Raw genomic sequence first — 15,993 nt, forward strand, 5'->3', positions numbered from 1 at the left:
ATAGATTCCCCGCATGTCTCACCCCTTGCGCACCCGTTCGTTCCGCCTGCTCTTCGTCGGACGCAGCCTGTCCCTGCTCGGTGACGCCGCGATCCCCGCCGCCCTCACCCTCGCCGTCTATCTGGCCACCGGCTCGACCGGGGCGCTCGCCCTGGTGCTCGCCTGCGCGATGGTGCCGAAGCTGCTCCTGCTGCCGCTCGGCGGCGTGGTGGGCGACCGCTTCAACGCCCGTACGGTCGCGCTGACCACCGACCTCGTCCGGTGCGTCAGCCAGCTCTTCGTCGGCGCCGAACTGCTCTCCGGCACCCCGGCGCTCTGGCAGATCGCCGTGGCCGAGGCCATCGGCGGCGCCGCCGGCGCCTTCTCGATGCCGACCGTCTCACCCCTGATCCGCGGCACGGTGGCGGAGTCCGGGCTGCTGCGCGCCAACTCCCTGATGGCGGTGACCGGCAGCGCGACCCGGATCGGCGGCCCGGCCGTCGCCGGAGCGCTGGTCCTCACCGCGGGGCCCGGCTGGGCCTTCGTCCTCGACGGCCTCACCTTCGCGGTGAGTGCCGCGCTGCTGGCCGCAATCGAGGTCCGGCACGTCCCCATCCCGCGGCGCTCCCTGATCGCCGACCTCAAGGAGGGCTGGGGCGAGGTCCGGGGCCGCGACTGGTACTGGACGAGCCTGATCGCCCACGCCGCCTGGAACGGCGCGGCGGCCGTCCTGATGACGGTGGGCCCGGCGCTCTTCCTGCGCGACCTGGGCGGCAAGGGCGTCTGGGTCGCCTTCCTCCAGACCGGGGCCGTCGGATTGCTGCTCGGCTCCCTGGTGGCCGGCCGGGCCCGGCCGCGCCGCCCGGTCCTGTTCGCCAACCTGGGCGGCGCCCTCTACGCGCTCCCGCTCTGCCTGCTGGCCGCCCACGCCCCCGTCGCCGTGTCCCTCGTCGCGTACGGGATCGCCCTGGCCGGACTCGGCTTCCTCAACCCCGTCTGGGAGACCGCGGTCCAGTCCGCCGTACCCGCCCACGCGCTCGCCCGGGTGACCTCGTACGACTGGCTGCTCTCACTGGGCGCGATGCCGCTGGGCTACGCCCTGGCGCCGCTCGCGGCCTCCGCCTGGGGCGCCGAAGTCCCGCTCGCGGCAGCGGGCCTGACGGTCGGCGCCGCCTGCCTGGCGACGGCCGCCGTGCCGGGCGTACGCCGCTTCGGAGTGCCGTCCGACGCCGTGACGCGGGCCACCCGAGCCTCGGCTTGAACATGTTCAAAGAGGGGTCTACAGTCCACGACAACAGCATTTGAACGCGTTCAAGGGAGGGTGGGGCATGGACCTCACTGTTGTCGCGTACGTCATCTATCTGCTCATCAGCGTGGCGCTCACGGTCTGGGTCGCCCGGACACTGAGCCGCAACGGCAGGGTCTTCCTCGCCGATGTGCTGCACGGGAACGAGAAGCTCGCCGACGCGGTCAACCACCTGCTGGTGGTGGGCTTCTACCTGGTCAACCTGGGCTTCGTGACGCTCTACCTGAAGAACTCCGACGGCGTCGCCGACGCCCGCGAGCTCTTCGAGGCCCTGTCGGTCAAGGTCGGCGTCGTCCTGCTCGTCCTCGGCGTCCTGCACCTGGGCAACGTCTACGTCCTCAACCGGATCCGCCGCCGCGGCCTGATGGAGCGCGAGCAGACCCCGCCCGTCGCACCGCAGGGCTGGACCGGTCCGAACCCGGGTCCGTGGGCCGCTCCCGCCCCCAGGGCGTGAGGACGGGTCATGGCGCACCGCACCGCTGGAGAGCGGCTGTCCGTCGAACGGCTCACCGTGCTCTACGACGCACAGTGCTCGCTCTGCGTCCATCTGCGCCACTGGCTGACGAACCAGCGTCAGCTGGTCCCGCTCGACCTGGTGCCGGCGGACTCCGCCGAGGCGCACCGCCGCTTCCCCGGCCTCGACCACTCCTCGACTCTCACGGAGATCACGGTGATCGGTGACCGGGGGCAGATCTACCGCGGAACCTCCGCGTGGATCGTCTGCCTCTGGGCACTGGCCGAGCACCGGCCGCGGGCCCACTGGCTGACCACCCCGGCCGGCCGTCCGTTCGCCCGGGCGACCGTCCTCGCCGCCGCCAAGTACCGCTCGCTCACGGCCGCGCCCTGCCGAACGGACGGCGGCGGCGACGGGGACGGCAGCGGGGACGAGGGCACGGACGGTGCGTGCGCGGTGCGGGGCCCCGGCCCGGGAACGTAGCCGTCCCGGATACCCTCGGGACCGTGGTGAAGGAAGAGAAGGACGTGAAGGAAGCAAAGGCTCCCAAGAGCGAGCAGACCCGCACCCTCATCCTTGAAACCGCGCTCCGGCTCTTCGCCGAACGCGGCTACGACAAGACGACGATGCGGGCCATCGCCCAGGAGGCCGGCGTCTCCGTGGGGAACGCGTACTACTACTTCTCGTCCAAGGAACATCTCGTCCAGGGCTTCTACGACCGGATCGCCGCCGAGCACGAGGTGGCGGTCCAGCCGGTCCTGGCCGGCGACAAGGACCTCGCGGTGCGCATCCGCGGGGTCCTGCTCTGCTGGCTGGACGTGGCCGGGCAGTACCACCGCTTCGCCTCCCAGTTCTTCAAGAACGCCGCCGACCCGGAGAGCCCGCTCAGCCCGTTCTCGCAGGACTCGTTCGCGGCCCGCGAGGCGGCCATCTCCATCCACGAGCGCTGCCTGTCCGGCTCCGGCACCAGGACCGACCCCGAACTGGCCGGACTGCTGCCGCAGCTGATGTGGCTGATGCAGATGGGCCTCGTGCTGTTCTGGGTGTACGACCGCACGGACGACGCCGAGCGCAGCCGCCGGCTGGTCGAGCGCGTCGCCCCGATCGCCGCACGGGCCATCGCCCTGTCCCGGTTCCGGGTGCTGCGGCCGCTGGTGCGCCAGGTCCACGAGGTGCTGGAGGAGTTCCTGCCGGGCGCCGCCGGGCGGACCGCCGGCAAGAAGTGACACGAGCGGCGCCACGCGGTGCCGCGGAACGGCCGAGCGGCCGCCCCGGAAGTCCGGGGCGGCCGCTCGGTGACGTCCGTGGTGCGGTGACGCCGCTTTCGGTGGCTGTGACTAGATCCAGCCGAGTTCCCACAGGCGCCAGATGCCGGTGCCGTCGGAGAGGTACTGCGATCCGGCGATGTCGGGCTTGGCGACGACGTAGTCCTTCTTCTGCCACAGCGGCACCAGCGGCACGTCCTCGCCGACGAGCTTCTGGAGGTCCTTGAAGTCGGCGGAGGTGCGGCTGCGGTCGCTGTACTGCAGCGTGGAGCTGATCAGCTGGTCCATCTTCGCGCTGGTGTAGCCGTTGTGGAGGCTGCTGTCCCGGCCGACGAGCGGCTGGCTGAAGGTGTCGGGGTCCGGGTAGTCGGGGAGCCAGCCGACGGTGTACGCGTCGTACTTGCCGGCCGCGTAACCCTTCTGGAAGGCCTGCCACTCCACGGCCTTCACGGTGACCTTGAAGAGTCCGTCGGCCTCCAGCTGGCGGACGATCTCCGAGGTCTCCTTCTTGTACGCGTCGTCGTCGCGGTAGGCGAAGGTGATGTGCAGCGGCAGCTCGACGCCGGCCTCCTGCATCAGCTCCTTGGCCCGCTTGGCGTCCGGGGCGGGGTACGCGTCGAAGAACGGGGTGCTGTGCCCGATGTAGCCCTGCGGGATCAGCGAGTAGAGCGGCTCGACGGTGCCCTTGTAGACGTCGGTCACCAGCGGCGCGCGGTCGATGATGGCCGCGATGGCCTGCCGGACCTTCTTGTCGGCGAGCGGGGCGCCCTTGCGGACGTTGAAGACGAGGTTGCGGATCTCGGCGCTGTCCGCTTCCGTCACGCGCTGGTCGACGTCACCGGTGTCCAGCTCGGCGAGCGTGGACGGCGGGAGCTGACGGTGCGTGACGTCGACCTGGCCGGACTTCCAGGCGGCCAGGAGATCGTCCGACTGCTTGTAGTAGCGCACGGTGACCGGACCGCCGAGGCTCTTCAGCGCGCCCTTGTACTTGGTGTTGGGCACCAGTTCGGCCGAGACGCCGGGCTCGTAGGACTTCAGCACGTACGGCCCGGACCCGGTGACCTTGTTGTCGCTCTGCAGCTTGTGCTCCGAGTAGGCGTCCTTCTCCACGATCGAACCGGCACCGGTGGCCAGCTTCTGCGGGAAGGTCGCGTCACGCGCGGAGAGGTTGAAGGTGATGGTGCGGCCCTCGGCCACCACGTTCTTCAGGCTGGGGAACAGGACGGAGGGACCGACGTCCGTCTTGATCTCCATCATCCGGTCGAAGGAGTACTTGACGTCCTCGGTGGTGATCTTCTGGCCGTCGGAGAAGGTCAGGTCGTCCCGGAGCTTGCACTGGTACGTCTGCAGCTTCCCGCCGATGAAGCCACAGCTCTCGGCGGCGTCCGGCTCGGGGACGATCGCCCCGGACTTGAACGTCATGAGCGACTGGTAGACGTTGCTGTACATCGCCCAGGAACCCGCGTCGTACGCGCCGGCCGGGTCGAGCGAGGTCACCTCGTCGGTCGTGCCGACCGTGACCGGATCAGTATTCCCCTCGTCCGAGGGAATCAACTGCCAGGCGACGACGCCTGCGATGACCAAAACCGCGAGAATCGCGAGAATCCGTAGCCGGATCGACCGCATTGCCGTGCTCTCCCTTACCAGCCCCACCTCGGCGTCGCGCTCAGATACGCAGATCACCGCACAAGTTCACGGTCAGCCAATCACACGACATTCACATCTGGAAGAGGAAATCAGGGGCTCACAGCTTTCGTTCGCCAGTTGAAACCTTTGAACGACAGGACGCACACAGAGGGTTCACGACCGGTCACCCGATCGGCTATTTCCGGGGCATCCGACGGTGATTACGCCTGACGGGACGCGAGCTCGACGACGGTGATATCGGAGGGTGCGCCGACCCGCACGGGCGGACCCCAGGCCCCCGCGCCGCGCGTGACGTACAGCTGGGTGTCGCCGTAGCGTTCGAGCCCGGCGACCGTGGGATTGGACAGCTCCGCGATGTAGTTGCCGGGCCAGAGCTGGCCGCCGTGCGTGTGGCCGGAGAGCTGGAGGTCGACGCCGTGCTCGACGGCCTCGTCGATGACGACGGGCTGGTGGGCCATGAGGACGGCAGCGCGCGTACGGTCGCGGTCGCCGAGCGCCCGGCCGAAATCGGGCCCGTGCCCTTCGCTCTCGCCCCCGATGTCATTGACCCCGGCGAGATCGAAGCCGCCGATCTCCACTCGGGCATTCTCCAGCGGGTGCAGCCCCAATTCCCTTACATGATCGACCCATTGGGCGGCGCCCGAGTAGTACTCGTGGTTACCGGTGACAAAGAACGCGCCGTGCCGGGACCGGAGTCCGGCAAGCGGTTCGGCGGCCGGACCGAGATCGTCGACCGATCCGTCGACCAGATCCCCGACGACGGCGATCAGATCGGGCTGGGTCCGGTTGACCGTGTCGACGATCCGCCGCGTGTGGGCGCGGCCCAGGATCGGGCCCAGGTGGATATCGCTGACGACGGCGATCCGGAAGCCGTGCGCGGAGCGCGGCAGCCGGGCGAGCGGGACGGTGACGCGCTTGACGCGCGGGCCGCGCAGCACGCCGTACGCGCCGTAGCCGGTCGTACCGAGCCCGGCGACGGCCGCGGCGCCCCCGACGGCCCGCGCGACGAACAGGCGGCGCGAGGGGTCGGCGGCGGGTGCGGGAGCGGGAGTGGAGACGGGGGCGGGGGCCGGGGCAGGCGCGGGGGCGGCCGCCTGCGGGGTGGTCGTCGCCATGGCCTGCGTCTCCGCATGCGCCTGCGCCTGCGTCTGCGTCTGCGTGGGGGCGGCCGGTGTGCCCGCGGCCGCCCGGCGCGCGAGCAGCCTGCGCAGCAGTGGCCGTACCGCCTCGCCGACCAGCAGAGCGAGCGTCAGATAGAGCAGCGCGGCCAGCCAGAGGTACCCGGGCCAGGCCAGCACCTGCTGGAGCCAGAAGGGCGCGCCCGAGCGGCCGGAGACCAGGGCGCCGACGCTCAGGAGCGGCAGGGTGTACGCCGCCACCGTGCCGGCCCGGCGCAGCGGGCTGCCCGCCGCCGTCGTGTCACCGACGAAGCGGCGCCACACATAGCGGTGCACGTACACCAGCAGCGCGAGCACCGCGACCGCCCCCAGAGCGATCCCCACGACTGCCATGCACACTCCCCCGCCCTGTTCGTTCCTGTTTGCCCCGCTTGTGGACCTGGCTCGGAACCGACGCGCTACGCGTCCTTGCCGCGCAGGGCCCTGACGCCACGGAACCCGATCACGCCCACTGCCGTCCCCAGGAGAAAGGACGTGATGGCGAGCAGCAGATGCACCCAGAAGTAGGCAGTCGGGTCACCCGCGTCGTCGAAGGCGAGACCACTGCCGTCCTTCCACAGGTTCTTGACGAAAGTGATCCAGATGAACCAGCTCCACACCCCGAAGGCGAGCAGGAACCAGGAGACGGGGCGGCTGAGCTTCATGGAATCAGTATCTCCGCCACCCCCCGGCCGCCTCGCCCGGGGTGGGCTGTCCCGGCGGTACGCACGGCGGGTCATACCTCCGGTATCCATTTTCAGATCAACTGCATGTACGTTTTCGACCGTGTCAGCTCTCAAGAAGACCGCACTGTCGGTCACCTCTGCCGCTTTGCTGTCCGCTTTCCTTGTCGGTCCCGCCTCGGCGGTCGGTCAGGACGCCGCCGACGACGAGCCGAAGCCGCCTGCCGGCATGTCGCAGGTCGGTGGCGCACAGCTCGGACGGAGCGGGACCCAGGTCAATCTCGGCGCCGGTGCCCCGGTCCTGCCCAAGGATCTGACCGGCAGATCCTGGATGGTCTCGGACGCGGAGACCGGTGACGTGCTCGCCTCGCACAATCCGCACTGGCGGCTGCCTCCGGCCTCCACGCTGAAGATGCTCTTCGCGGACACCGTGATGCCGTCGCCGGCCCTCCAGCCGAAGACGCGGGAGTACACGGTCAAGGACGAGGACCTCGCCGACATGGGCGAGGGCAGCAGCCTGGTCGGGGTGAAGGAGGACCTCAACTACACGGTGCACGACCTGTGGCTCGGGGTCTTCCTGCGTTCGGGCAACGACGCGGTGCACGTGCTGGCCTCGATGTACGGGGGCATCCCCAAGACCGTCACCGACATGCAGGCGCACGCGGAGGAGCTCCAGGCCCTGGACACCACGGTGGTCTCCCCCGACGGGTACGACGCGCCGAACCAGGTCTCCAGCGCGTACGACCTCACGCTGTTCGCCCGCAGCGGGCTGCAGAAGGCGGACTTCCGCGAGTACTGCTCGACCGCCACGGCGCAGTTCCCCGGTGAGCAGAAGAAGGGCAAGAAGCGCGAGAGCTTCGGCATCCAGAACACCAACCGGCTGCTCACGGGGGCCGACGGGGTCGACGCGTACAAGGGCATCGCGGGCGTCAAGAACGGCTACACGACGCACGCGGGAAACACCTTCACCGGCGTCGCCGAGCGCAACGGCAAGGTGCTGCTCGTCACCGTCATGAACCCGTCGTCCGACGAGACGCACGCGGTCTACAAGGAGGCGGCGAGCCTGCTGGACTGGGGTTTCGCCGCGACGGGCAAGGTCACGCCGGTCGGTGAGCTGGTACCGCCGAAGTCCGCCGACACCGGGACCGATACGGGCGGCAAGGGCGCCCAGGCCGACAAGCCGGCCGCGAACAAGGGCGGCGGACCCCGGACCACGAAGGCCGCCGCGGCCGACGGCTCCAGCGGGGTCGGGATCGCCCTGGGCATCACCGGCGGCGTGCTGGTCCTGCTGGCCGGGGCGGCGTTCCTGGTCAACCGGCGCTGGCCGCTGCCGGACCTGGTGCGCCGCCTTCCCCGCCGCTGAGGGTGCTGCCACCGGCCTCCTTGCCGGCTGCGGGCGCGGAGCCCTGCTCCGCGTCCGCGCCCTCCTCCGTCCCCGGCGCGGTCTCGCCCTTGCTGCCCGTCGCCGTCCAGGCGGCGCAGAACAGCAGGAGCTTCGCGGTGAAGTTGATCCACAGCAGCAGGGCGATCGGCACACCGAAGGCGCCGTACATGCTCTTCGAGGCGACGCCCTTCATGTAGCTGCCGAGCAGCAGCTTGAGCAGTTCGAAGCCGACCGCGCCGATCAGCGCGGCCACCACCAGCCGGCGCCGCGGCGGCTCGACGCCGGGCAGCAGGGTCAGCAGGTAGAGCAGCAGCAGGAAGTCGGCGATCACCGCCACCACCAGGGCCGCGATCCGCAGCACCACACCGCCCGCGCCGTTCTCGGGGATGTTGATGAGATCGGCGATCCAGCCGACGGCCACGGAGCCGACCGACGAGATCGCGAGGGTCACCAGGGCCGCCCCGCCCAGCCCGAACAGCACTCCGGCGTCCTTGAGTTTGCGCATCACCGGATTGCCCTGGTCCAGGTCGTCCATCTCCCAGACCGCGCGCAGGCAGTCCCGCATCGAGCCGACCCAGCCGATGCCGGTGAAGAGCAGCAGCGCACCGGCGACCAGGCCGACCGTGCCCGCGTGGGCCACCAGATTGTCGATGCCGAGCTGGTCGGAGATCCCGGGCACCTGCTCGGCGACCTTGTCCTCGATCTTGTCCAGCTGCTTGTCGGAGAGCAGCGCCGCGCCGATCGCCGCGGCGACCGCGATCAGCGGGAAGAGCGCCAGGAAGCTGATGAACGTGATCGCCGCGGCGAGCCTGGCCCAGTGGACCCGTTCCAGCGTCTCGTAGCTGCGCCAGAGATGCGTCTGCATCAGCCGGGAGACGAGCGGCCCGATGACGGGGAGTTTTTTCAGCCAGTCCATGAGGTACGACTACCCTCCCCCGCACCGAAAACCGATGTCCGATTTGCCGCGTAGGAGATGATGCTCCCTCAATCACCCATTTCGGTGAGTGTTGTAACAAATCCCTCAAAGGTGTTTTCTCGGGCGATACGGTCACCCTCATGTCTGTCGACACCGTGTCCCTGACCGGCTGGGGCCGCACCGCCCCGACGACCGCGCTGCGCTTCCGCCCCCGTAGTCACGAGGAGGCGGCCGCGACGGTGCGCGGCTGCGGGCCGCGCGGCTCGATCGCCCGCGGCCTGGGCCGGTCCCACGGCGACGCGGCCCAGAACGCCGGGGGTTCCGTCCTCGACATGACGGCGCTGGACCGGATCCGCACCATCGACGCCGGAGCCGGCGTCGTGGTGTGCGACGCGGGGGTGAGCCTGCACCGGCTGCTGGAGGTGCTGCTGCCGCTGGGCTGGTTCCTTCCGGTGGCGCCGGGCAGCCGGTACATCACGGTGGGCGGGGCGATCGGTTCCGACGTCCACGGCGACAACCACCGGGCCGCCGGCACGTTCTCACGCCACGTCACGGAGTTCGAACTCCTCACGGCGGACGGCGGCATCCGTACGGTCCGGCCGGGCACCCCGCTCTTCGACGCGACGGCGGGCGGCATGGGGCTGACCGGGGTGATCCTCTCGACCACGCTCCGGCTCCACCCCGTGGCGACGTCGCTGATGTCGGTCGACACCGAACGGGCCCTGGATCTCGACGACCTGATGACACGTCTCGCCGCGGGCAGCCGCCGCGCCACGTACGCCTCCGCGTGGGTCGACCTGACCGCCCGCGGCCGGTCGACGGGGCGCGGCGTCCTGACCCGGGGGGAGCACGCACCTCTGTACGCGCTCCCGGCGCACGCCCGGCGCACACCGCTCGCCTTCCGGACCGCCCCGCCGCCCGCCGCCCACCTCCCCGTACCGGACCTGCTGCCCGGCGGGCTGCTCGGCCGGATGTCCGCCACCGCGTTCAACGAGCTCCGGTACCGCCGCGCGCCCCGTTCCCGGACCGGTGAACTCCAGCGGATCTCCGCCTTCCTCCACCCGATGGACGGCCTGCCGCACCGGAACCGGATGCCCGCCCGGGGCGGCTTCGTGCACTACGAGTTCACCGTCGGGGACCGGCGGGCGGAAACCCTGCGCCGGATCGTCGGACAGCTCTCGCAGCGGCGCGTCCCGTCGTTCACCGCCGTGCTCAAGCGCTTCGGCAGGAGCGATCCCGGCTGGCTGTCGTTCCCGGAGCCGGGCTGGGGCCTCGCCCTCGACCTGCCGGCCGGGCTGCCGGGTCTCGGCCGCTTCCTCGACCGCCTGGACGAGGAGGTGGCGGCGGCCGGCGGCCGGGTCTGCCTGACGAACGACTCCCGGCTGCGCCCCGACGCACTGGCCGCGATGTACCCGCGGCTGGCCGAATTCCGGGAGCTGCGGGCCGAGTCGGACCCGAACGGGGCGTTCCGGTCCGATCTGTCGCGCCGGCTCTCCCTCTGACGGGGCGGCGGCCGGCGGGCCTCGACGGCACGCCGCCCGCCCCCTCCCGCGCCCGCCCCATCCGCCTTCTGTAAGGAGCGTTCCGTGAAGGATGCCTTCGGTGCCCCGCAGTCCCTGCTCATCCTCGGCGGCACATCGGAGATCGGTCTCGCCACCGCGCGCCGGCTGATCGCCCGCCGCACCCGCACGGTCTGGCTGGCCGGACGCCCCTCCCCCGCCCTGGACTCGGCCGCGGCCGAACTGCGCGGCCGGGGCGCCTACGTCCGTACCGTCGACTTCGACGCCCTGGACACCGAGGCCCACGAGACCGGTCTCGGCAAGATCTTCGCCGAGGGCGACATCGACATGGTGCTGCTCGCCTTCGGCATCCCCGGCGACCAGGAGCGCGACGAGGAGGAACCCCTCTCCGCTGTCCGGGTCGCCCAGACCAACTACACGGGGGCCGTCTCCGCCGGGCTGGTGTGCGCCGGCGCACTCCAGGCGCAGGGGCACGGCTCGCTGGTGGTGCTCTCCTCGGTGGCCGGGGAGCGCGCCCGGCGCGCGGACTTCATCTACGGGTCGAGCAAGGCGGGCCTGGACGCGTTCGCGCAGGGGCTCGGGGACGCCCTGTACGGGACGGGCGTGCACGTGATGGTCGTACGCCCCGGTCTCGTCAGGCCGACGGACGCTCCGGCCGGCTCCGGCGCGGCGGCGGCCGAGGCACCGCTCGCGACGATCCCGTTCACCCGGACACCGCTCGTGACGACGCCGGACGCGGTGGCGGACGCGATCGTGACGGGGCTGCGGCGGCGTTCGGAGACGGTGTGGGTACCGGGGGCGCTGCGGGCGGTGATGTCGGCGCTGCGGCATGTGCCGCGGCCGCTGTTCCGGCGCCTGCCGGTCTGAGAGCGGGCGACGGGCGGAAGGAAGGGGCCTCCACGCGGAGTGGAGGCTTCGCTCGGGAGCGGTGCTTCGCTCAGGAGCGGAGCGAGGGCGCGTCCACCGTGCTGCCGCTCTGGGCGGGGACGGCGGGGGCGCTGCCGCCCGCCCCGAACGGGAACTCGTTGATCTTGCGCCAGACGCTGTCCTGGCCCTGCTCGTACAGCGCGAAGGAACCGCAGGTCCACGACGCCTCGTAGTCCCCCAGCTCCGCGTAGGCCCGGTCCATCGCCGCTTCGGAGATGCCGTGCGCCACGGTCACGTGCGGGTGGTACGGGAACTGGAGCTCGCGCACCAGCGGCCCCGAGGCGTCCCGGACCCGCTTCTGGAGCCAGGAGCAGGCCGAGGCGCCCTCGACGACCTGGACGAAGACGACCGGCGAGAGCGGCCGGAAGGTGCCGGTGCCGGACAGGCGCATCGGGAAGGGGCGGCCGCCGGTCGCGATCGCGGCGAGATGCGCCTCGATCGCGGGCAGGTCGGCCGCCGCCGCCTCGGTCGGCGGCAGGAGGGTGACGTGGGTGGGGATGCCGTGTGCGGCAGGGTCCCCGAAGCTCGCGCGCCGCTCTTGGAGCAGGCTGCCGTAGGGCTCCGGGACCGCGATCGAAACGCCGAGCGTTACGGTCCCCACGTCGTTCTCCTCAATCCTCGATGGTCTGTTTTCAGCCACTGACGGCCGGAAGCTTTACGCCGCCAGTGTGCCGCCTGTGGAGGTCCTGACGCCAGGGTCCTTGGACTCAGTGCTTGGCGGGCAGAAGACCCATCCGGTCGTAGGTCCGCGCCAGGGTCTCGGCGGCGACGGCCCGGGCCTTCTCCGCTCCCTTGGCCAGGATGGAGTCCAGCGTCTCGGTGTCGTCGAGATATTCCTGGGTGCGGTCGCGGAACGGTGTGACGAAGTCGACCATGACCTCGGCGAGGTCCGTCTTCAGCGCACCGTAGCCCTTGCCCTCGTACTTCTGCTCCAGGTCGGCGACGGACGTGTCGGTGAGGGTCGAGTAGATGGACAGCAGATTGCTGACGCCGGGCTTCTCGGCCGGGTCGAAACGGATCACGGTGTCGGTGTCCGTGACCGCGCTCTTCACCTTCTTGGCGGTCGCCTTCGGCTCGTCGAGGAGGTTGATCAGACCCTTGGGGTTCGCCGTCGACTTGCTCATCTTCGCGGACGGGTCCTGCAGGTCGTAGATCTTCCCGGTCTCCTTGAGGATGTACGGGTCCGGCACGGTGAAGGTGTCCCCGTAGGTGCCGTTGAACCGCTCGGCGAGATTACGGGTCAGCTCCAGGTGCTGGCGCTGGTCCTCGCCCACCGGGACCTGGTCGGCCTGGTAGAGCAGGATGTCGGCGACCATCAGCATCGGGTAGGTGAAGAGCCCGACCGTGGTGCGGTCGGCCCCCTGCTTGCCGGACTTGTCCTTGAACTGCGTCATCCGGGACGCCTCGCCGAACCCGGCCAGACAGTTCATGACCCACCCGAGCTGGGCGTGCTCGGGCACATGGCTCTGGACGAAGAGCGTGCAGCGCTCCGGGTCCACCCCGGCGGCGAGCAGCTGGGCGACGGCGAGCCGGGTGTTGGCACGCAGCTGCGCGGGGTCCTGCGGGACGGTGATCGCGTGCAGGTCGACCACCATGTAGAAGGCGTCGTGGGAGTCCTGGAGAGCCACCCACTGGCGGACCGCGCCGAGGTAGTTGCCGAGGTGGAACGAGCCTGCGGTGGGCTGGATTCCGGAGAGCACACGGGGACGTTCAGAGGCCATGGAACTCATTGTCTCAGGTGCGGAACCGATCGCGGGCCGCCGGTGTAGGAAAGGTGTGAGGACGCGGGAGGGGGCTTGCGGCCGGGCTGGAGAGGGCCGTGCCACCGCTGACGATGGTCCGCCATTTCGCCAACGAATGTCGCGTTTCGACGCAAATGAGACCAGGAACACCCTGCACGCTCCGTCGAGCGGGGCTCGGGGCCGCCGGAAGCCGGCCCGGCAGGGCGGCCGTGCCCGCATACCAGCGGACAGCGCGGGCGCGCCGTGAAGTGAAGGTTTCCTCGTGGGCGATCCGACCGACGATACAAAGTGGGCACACCAACCCGAACCGCACGACGAACGGAGACCCCGTGTCGACCACGGAACACGCCATCGCCTCCGCCGATGCGCACAGCGCGCACAACTACCATCCGCTGCCCGTCGTCGTCGCGACGGCGGAAGGGGCCTGGATGACCGATGTCGAGGGGCGGCGCTACCTCGACATGCTCGCGGGCTACTCGGCGCTCAACTTCGGCCACGGCAACCGCCGTCTGATCGACGCGGCCAAGGCGCAGCTGGAGCGGGTCACCCTCACCTCCCGGGCCTTCCACCACGACCGCTTCGCCGACTTCTGTACGCAGCTCGCCGAGCTGTGCGGCATGGAGATGGTGCTGCCGATGAACACCGGGGCGGAGGCCGTGGAGACCGCGGTGAAGACCGCGCGCAAGTGGGGCTACCGGGTCAAGGGCGTCCCGGACGGCATGGCGAAGATCATCGTCGCCTCGGACAACTTCCACGGCCGGACGACGACGATCATCAGCTTCTCCACGGACCACGAGGCCCGCGCGGACTTCGGCCCGTACACACCGGGGTTCGAGATCGTGCCGTACGGCGACCTGACCGCGCTGCGCGAGGCGATGACCGAGAACACCGTGGCGGTGCTCATCGAGCCGATCCAGGGCGAGGCCGGGGTGCTGGTCCCGCCTGCCGGCTATCTCCCCGGGGTCCGGGAGCTGACCCGCGAGCGGAACGTGCTGTTCATCGCGGACGAGATCCAGTCGGGCCTCGGCCGGACCGGGAAGACCTTCGCGTGCGAGCACGAGGACGTCGTGCCGGACATGTACGTGCTCGGCAAGGCGCTGGGCGGGGGCGTGGTGCCGGTGTCGGCCGTGGTGTCGTCGGCGGCGGTGCTGGGGGTGTACCGCCCCGGGGAGCACGGTTCGACGTTCGGCGGCAATCCGCTGGCGTGCGCGGTGGCGCTGGAGGTCATCGCGATGCTGCGCACCGGCGAGTTCCAGGAGCGGGCGACCGAGCTGGGCGACCACCTCCACCAGGAGCTGGGGCTGATGGTGGGCGGCGGCGCGGTGGACACGGTCCGGGGGCGCGGGCTGTGGGCGGGCGTCGACATCGCTCCCGGCCACGGCACGGGCCGGGAGATCTCCGAGAAGCTGATGGACCGGCGGGTGCTGGTGAAGGACACCCACGGCTCGACGATCCGGATCGCCCCGCCGCTGGTGATCAGCAAGGAGGACCTGGACTGGGGACTGGAGCAGCTGCGAGAGGTGCTGCGCGGCTGAGCCCGTACGCCCGGCGCACGGCGGTCGGCGCACGGCGGTCGGCGCACGGCGGTCGGCCGGGGGCGGCGATCCTGCCCGCCCGTGCCTGCCCCAGTAGAGTCCCCGTGTGCTCCTGGGGATGATCTGCGCGCTCGGTTCCGCGGTCTGCTTCGGCACGGCCTCCGTCCTTCAGGCCGTCGCCGCGCGGGCGGCGGCGGAACCCGGAGCCGGGGCGGGCGTCGATCCGGCGCTGCTGCTGCGGGCCCTGCGGCAGTGGCGGTACGTCGCCGGGCTCGCTCTCGACGGCCTCGGCTTCGTCCTCCAGATCATCGCCCTGCGCTCGCTGCCCATCTACGCGGTCGGCGCGGCGCTGGCCGCGAGTCTCGCCGTGACAGCGGTCGTCGCCGCCCGCCTGCTCAAGGTGCGGCTGAGCTCCACCGAGTGGACGGCCGTCGCCGTGGTCTGCGCGGGCCTGGGCATGCTGGGCCTCGCCTCCGGCGGTGAGGGCCATCTGACGGGCTCGGACGCGCTGCGCTGGTCGATGCTCGGGATCGCGGTCGGCATTCTGCTGCTGGGCACTGCGGCAGGGCGGCTGCCCGAGCGGGCCCGCGCGCTGGTTCTGGGGCTCGGCGCGGGCTGCGGGTTCGGGGTGGTGGAGGTCGCCGTCCGGCTGATCGACGACGTGTCACCGGGCGCGCTGCTGTCCAACCCCGCCACGTACGCGCTGCTGGTGGGCGGCGGTTCGGCGTTCCTGCTGCTCACCTCGGCGCTGCAACGCGGCTCGGTGACGACGGCGACCGCCGGAATGGTCCTGGGCGAGACGATCGGGCCGGCGCTGGTGGGCGTCATCTGGCTCGGGGACCGTACCCGCGAAGGCCTCGGCTGGCTGGCGGTCACCGGCTTCGCGGTGGCGGTGGCGGGTGCGCTGGCCCTGGCCCGGTTCGGCGAGGCCCCGGCCGAGGTCACGACGGGCGGCGACGCGCCCGCGGTGAACCCGAGGTAGGCGAGCGGCGCTTCCGGCGATACGGGCCATGGCGCAATGACGATCACGAGACCGCGTGGGGAGCCTCAGCTTCGAGCGTCGGCTCAGGTCACTGCTCGTGAGCGCAGCCGGGGTCCGGGTTCCGCGCGACGCCGATGACGTCGTCGAGCCGGTCGCGCACCGCCAGCAGGTCGGTGATCCGCTGTCCGATGAGCGCGCGTTCGGCCATCAGCCGGTCCAGCAGGCCCGGGGGGACCTCGCCCGTGTCCACGCACGGCAGTACCTCGCGGACTGTGGTGCTTGCCAGGCCCGCGGCGTACAGCTGCTGGATCAGCCTGACGCGGGCGACGGCTGATTCGGGGTACTGCCGCTGGCCGCCGGCGCTGCGGTCAGCGGGGAGCAGATGCTGTTCCTCGTAGTAGCGCAGGGCTCGCACGCTCACCCCCGCTCGCTCGGCGACCTCACCGATCCGCACCTGTCCTCCTCCGGCCGGAGAGTTCCGGCTTGCCGATTTGCA

The 15,993-nt window shown here is 71.0% G+C and carries 16 protein-coding genes; 9 read left to right on the forward strand and 7 right to left on the reverse strand.

The window, feature by feature from the left end:
* Window positions 1-13 precede the first annotated feature (13 nt).
* The 4 genes from OG521_15190 to OG521_15205 all read left to right on the forward strand — a co-directional run bounded on the left by OG521_15190 (window position 14) and on the right by OG521_15205 (window position 2,965).
* The gene (locus OG521_15190; GenBank protein ID WUW22067.1) at window positions 14-1,240 is read left to right on the forward strand and encodes an MFS transporter; all 1,227 of its coding nucleotides are present in this window, start codon (window positions 14-16) and stop codon (window positions 1,238-1,240) included.
* Between the two features lie 67 nt (window positions 1,241-1,307).
* Complete coding sequence (locus OG521_15195) at window positions 1,308-1,739, forward strand: hypothetical protein (GenBank protein WUW22068.1); 432 nt, start codon at window positions 1,308-1,310, stop codon at window positions 1,737-1,739.
* A gap of 9 nt (window positions 1,740-1,748) precedes the next feature.
* Window positions 1,749-2,222, forward strand: a complete 474-nt coding sequence (locus OG521_15200) for a DUF393 domain-containing protein (protein WUW22069.1) — start codon at window positions 1,749-1,751, stop codon at window positions 2,220-2,222.
* Between the two features lie 23 nt (window positions 2,223-2,245).
* A complete protein-coding gene (locus OG521_15205; protein WUW22070.1) occupies window positions 2,246-2,965 on the forward strand; it encodes a TetR family transcriptional regulator in 720 nt (239 codons plus the stop codon).
* Between the two features lie 111 nt (window positions 2,966-3,076).
* On the opposite strand, the gene OG521_15210 is transcribed toward OG521_15205, so the two are convergent.
* The 3 genes from OG521_15210 to OG521_15220 form a co-directional block, all read right to left on the reverse strand.
* Window positions 3,077-4,630, reverse strand: coding sequence for an ABC transporter substrate-binding protein (locus OG521_15210; GenBank protein ID WUW22071.1), 1,554 nt, complete (start codon window positions 4,628-4,630; stop codon window positions 3,077-3,079).
* Between the two features lie 221 nt (window positions 4,631-4,851).
* Entirely contained in the window at window positions 4,852-6,162 is a 1,311-nt protein-coding gene (locus OG521_15215; GenBank protein ID WUW22072.1) for a metallophosphoesterase, read from the reverse strand.
* 65 nt (window positions 6,163-6,227) lie between these two features.
* Entirely contained in the window at window positions 6,228-6,473 is a 246-nt protein-coding gene (locus OG521_15220; protein ID WUW22073.1) for a hypothetical protein, read from the reverse strand.
* Between OG521_15220 and OG521_15225 the strand changes: the two genes are divergently transcribed.
* Window positions 6,412-7,854: a DUF5136 domain-containing protein gene (locus OG521_15225; GenBank protein WUW22074.1), complete on the forward strand. Its 1,443-nt coding sequence runs from the start codon at window positions 6,412-6,414 to the stop codon at window positions 7,852-7,854. The genes OG521_15220 and OG521_15225 overlap by 62 nt on opposite strands.
* Here the strand turns inward: OG521_15225 and OG521_15230 are convergent.
* Window positions 7,802-8,791 (reverse strand): YihY/virulence factor BrkB family protein, encoded by a 990-nt coding sequence (locus OG521_15230; protein WUW22075.1) that lies wholly within the window; start codon window positions 8,789-8,791, stop codon window positions 7,802-7,804. The genes OG521_15225 and OG521_15230 overlap by 53 nt on opposite strands.
* A 140-nt stretch (window positions 8,792-8,931) precedes the next feature.
* Between OG521_15230 and OG521_15235 the strand changes: the two genes are divergently transcribed.
* The gene (locus OG521_15235; GenBank protein ID WUW22076.1) at window positions 8,932-10,293 is read left to right on the forward strand and encodes an FAD-binding oxidoreductase; all 1,362 of its coding nucleotides are present in this window, start codon (window positions 8,932-8,934) and stop codon (window positions 10,291-10,293) included.
* An 84-nt stretch (window positions 10,294-10,377) separates the two neighbouring features.
* Entirely contained in the window at window positions 10,378-11,178 is an 801-nt protein-coding gene (locus tag OG521_15240) for a decaprenylphospho-beta-D-erythro-pentofuranosid-2-ulose 2-reductase (GenBank protein ID WUW22077.1), read from the forward strand.
* Between the two features lie 70 nt (window positions 11,179-11,248).
* Here OG521_15240 and OG521_15245 read toward each other — a convergent pair whose 3' ends face one another.
* Together OG521_15245 and trpS are read right to left on the reverse strand one after the other, a co-directional pair.
* Window positions 11,249-11,839 (reverse strand): 2'-5' RNA ligase family protein, encoded by a 591-nt coding sequence (locus tag OG521_15245; protein ID WUW22078.1) that lies wholly within the window; start codon window positions 11,837-11,839, stop codon window positions 11,249-11,251.
* 106 nt (window positions 11,840-11,945) lie between these two features.
* Window positions 11,946-12,959, reverse strand: coding sequence for a tryptophan--tRNA ligase (gene trpS / locus OG521_15250; GenBank protein ID WUW22079.1), 1,014 nt, complete (start codon window positions 12,957-12,959; stop codon window positions 11,946-11,948).
* Window positions 12,960-13,309: 350 nt separating this feature from the next.
* On the opposite strand from trpS, the gene rocD reads away from it, so the two are divergent.
* Window positions 13,310-14,515: an ornithine--oxo-acid transaminase gene (gene rocD, locus OG521_15255; protein WUW22080.1), complete on the forward strand. Its 1,206-nt coding sequence runs from the start codon at window positions 13,310-13,312 to the stop codon at window positions 14,513-14,515.
* A 118-nt stretch (window positions 14,516-14,633) separates the two neighbouring features.
* Window positions 14,634-15,497, forward strand: coding sequence for a hypothetical protein (locus OG521_15260; GenBank protein WUW26687.1), 864 nt, complete (start codon window positions 14,634-14,636; stop codon window positions 15,495-15,497).
* An 88-nt stretch (window positions 15,498-15,585) separates the two neighbouring features.
* On the opposite strand, the gene OG521_15265 is transcribed toward OG521_15260, so the two are convergent.
* Window positions 15,586-15,951: a MerR family transcriptional regulator gene (locus OG521_15265; GenBank protein ID WUW22081.1), complete on the reverse strand. Its 366-nt coding sequence runs from the start codon at window positions 15,949-15,951 to the stop codon at window positions 15,586-15,588.
* Between the last annotated feature and the right edge of the window lie 42 nt (window positions 15,952-15,993).

It is taken from the genome of Streptomyces sp. NBC_01463 (assembly GCA_036227345.1).
In the GTDB taxonomy this organism is placed as follows: Bacteria; Actinomycetota; Actinomycetes; order Streptomycetales; family Streptomycetaceae; genus Streptomyces.